Below are 2,525 nucleotides of genomic sequence, written 5' to 3'. Positions count from 1 at the left end.
GCGGTCAGTTCTGCTTCGACGGCGGCCTGGAGGCGTTCTTCGAGTAGGGGGGAGCCGATCTGCTGCACGATCTCGCTGAGGAAGCCGCGCACGACGAGACGCCGGGCCTCGTCTTCGGTGATGCCGCGGGACTGCAGGTAGAACAGCTGCTCGTCGTCGAAGCGGCCGGTCGCGCTCGCGTGCCCGGCACCCGTGATATCGCCGGTCTCGATCTCCAGGTTCGGGATCGAATCCGCGCGGGTGCCCTCGGTGAGCACCAGGTTACGGTTCTGCTCGTAGCTGTCGGTGCCGGCCGCGTCACGACCGATTAGGACGTCGCCGATCCACACTGTGCGGGCACCCTTACCCTGCAGGGCGCCCTTGTAGGTGACCCGGCTGCGAGTGTTCGGCGCGATGTGGTTGACGAATACCTGCTGCTCGAGGTGCTGATCCGCGTCGGCAAAGTAGAGGCCGAATAGCTCGGTGTCCGAGCCGATCCCGGCCAGCTGCACCGACGGATTGACTCGCACGATGCTTCCGCCCAGGGTCACGACGACATGCTTGAGGCGCGCGTCCCGGCCGATGGTCGCGAAGTGGTTCGTCAGGTGCACGGCGGTGTCGCCCCATTCCTGCAGGCTCACGATCGTCAGGTTCGCGGCCTCGCCGAGAATGATCTCGACGTTCTCGCTCAGGCGGGCCTCGCCCGTGTTCTCCAGGATCAGGATCGCCCGGCTGAACGGCTTGGCCTCGATGATCGTGTGCGCGCCGCGCGGGCCGGAACCCAGGGCGGCACGGGTCACCGTGACCTCCTTGGCCTCCTCGCCGCTGATCGTGATCGCGAGGGCCTTCTCGAAACTCGACCACGCGTTCGCCGACGCGCGCTCCTCGGGCGCCCCGGCGGAACCGATCCGCGGATCGGCGCGGTCGACCCAGGCGACGTCGACACCGGCGATATCGGTCGACTCGACCGGGTACACGGATCCGTCGAGCACGCCCGCGGTCAGGTCGGTGAACTTCTTCACCGGCGACAGCTTCCAGACCGCTTCGCGACCCGTGACGGGCCCGAAGTCGGCCACGTTCACGCTCTTGAACCGGTCGGACCGGGTCTGCACCGGCACGTAACCGAATCGGCCGTCCGAGTGCTCCGTGATGCCGTGCTGCTCCGCAGTGGGCATGGCAGTACTGAGGGTTCCAGTGCCCGACATCTAGCCGACCGACCCTTCCATACCCATTTCAATGAGCTTGTTGAGTTCGAGGGCGTACTCCATCGGCAGTTCCCGGGCGATCGGTTCGATGAAGCCGCGCACGATCATGGCCATCGCTTCGTCTTCGGGCATCCCCCGGCTCATCAGGTAGAACAACTGCTCCTCGCTGACCCGCGAGACCGTGGCCTCATGACCCAACTGCACATCGTCCACCCGGATATCGATCGACGGATACGTGTCAGAGCGGGACTGCGTGTCGACCAACAGTGCGTCGCAGCGAACCGTGTTCGCGGAGTGGTGCGCCGTGGCATCCACCCGCACCTCGCCGCGGTAACCGGACCGGCCACCACCCCGGGCAATCGACTTCGACACGATCGAGGACTGCGTGTACGGCGCCATGTGGATCATCTTCGCGCCCGCATCCTGATGCTGACCCGGACCCGCGAACGCCACCGACAGGGTCTCACCCTTGGCATGCTCCCCCATCAGGTAGATCGACGGGTACTTCATCGTGACCTTGGAACCGATGTTGCCGTCGATCCACTCCATCGTGGCGCCCTCGGCAGCCGTGGCCCGCTTCGTGACCAGGTTGTAGACGTTCGTGGACCAGTTCTGGATGGTCGTGTAGCGAACGCGGGCGTTCTTCTTCACGATGATCTCGACCACGGCGGAATGCAAGGAGTCGGAGGAATAGATCGGGGCCGTGCAGCCCTCGATGTAATGCACGTAGCTGCCCTCATCCGCGATGATCAGGGTGCGCTCGAACTGCCCCATGTTCTCCGTGTTGATGCGGAAATAGGCCTGCAACGGAATCTCCACGTGCACGCCCGGCGGCACGTAGACGAACGAACCGCCCGACCAGACCGCCGTATTCAGCGCGGCGAACTTGTTGTCGCCGGAGGGGATGATCGTGCCGAAGTACTCCTCGAAGAACTCCGGGTGCTCCTTCAGCGCCGTGTCGGTATCCATGAAAATGACGCCCTGCGCGGCGAGCTCTTCGTTGATCTGGTGGTACACGACCTCGGACTCATACTGGGCGGCAACACCGGAGACAAGACGCTGACGCTCGGCCTCGGGGATGCCGAGCTTCTCGTAGGTGCTCTTGATGTCCTCGGGCAGGTCGTCCCAGGTCTGGGCCTGCTTCTCCGTAGACCGCACGAAATACTTGATGTTGTCGAAATCGATGCCCGACAGGTCGGCGCCCCAGGTCGGCATGGGCTTGCGCTCGAACAGTTCGAGGGCCTTCAGGCGACGCTGCAACATCCACTCCGGCTCGCTCTTGAGGTTGGAGATGTCGGTCACCACCTCCGGCGAGATGCCACGGCGAGCGGAGGCCCCGGC

Annotated in this window: 2 protein-coding genes; both read right to left on the bottom strand. The window is 64.8% G+C overall.

The genetic code is table 11. From position 1 onward, the window contains the following. On the bottom strand, positions 1-1,154 hold a 1,154-nt coding region (gene sufD / locus E3O67_RS00385; RefSeq protein ID WP_135101363.1), incomplete at its 3' end, for a Fe-S cluster assembly protein SufD. Between the two features lie 30 nt (positions 1,155-1,184). After that, positions 1,185-2,525 (bottom strand): Fe-S cluster assembly protein SufB (gene sufB, locus E3O67_RS00380; protein WP_135101361.1); only part of this gene is annotated, 1,341 nt, incomplete at its 5' end.

Origin of the sequence: Cryobacterium sp. TMT3-29-2 (assembly GCF_004564305.1) — a bacterium.
In the GTDB taxonomy this organism is placed as follows: domain Bacteria; phylum Actinomycetota; class Actinomycetes; order Actinomycetales; family Microbacteriaceae; genus Cryobacterium; species Cryobacterium sinapicolor.
This window is presented reverse-complemented; position numbering and strand designations above follow the sequence as displayed.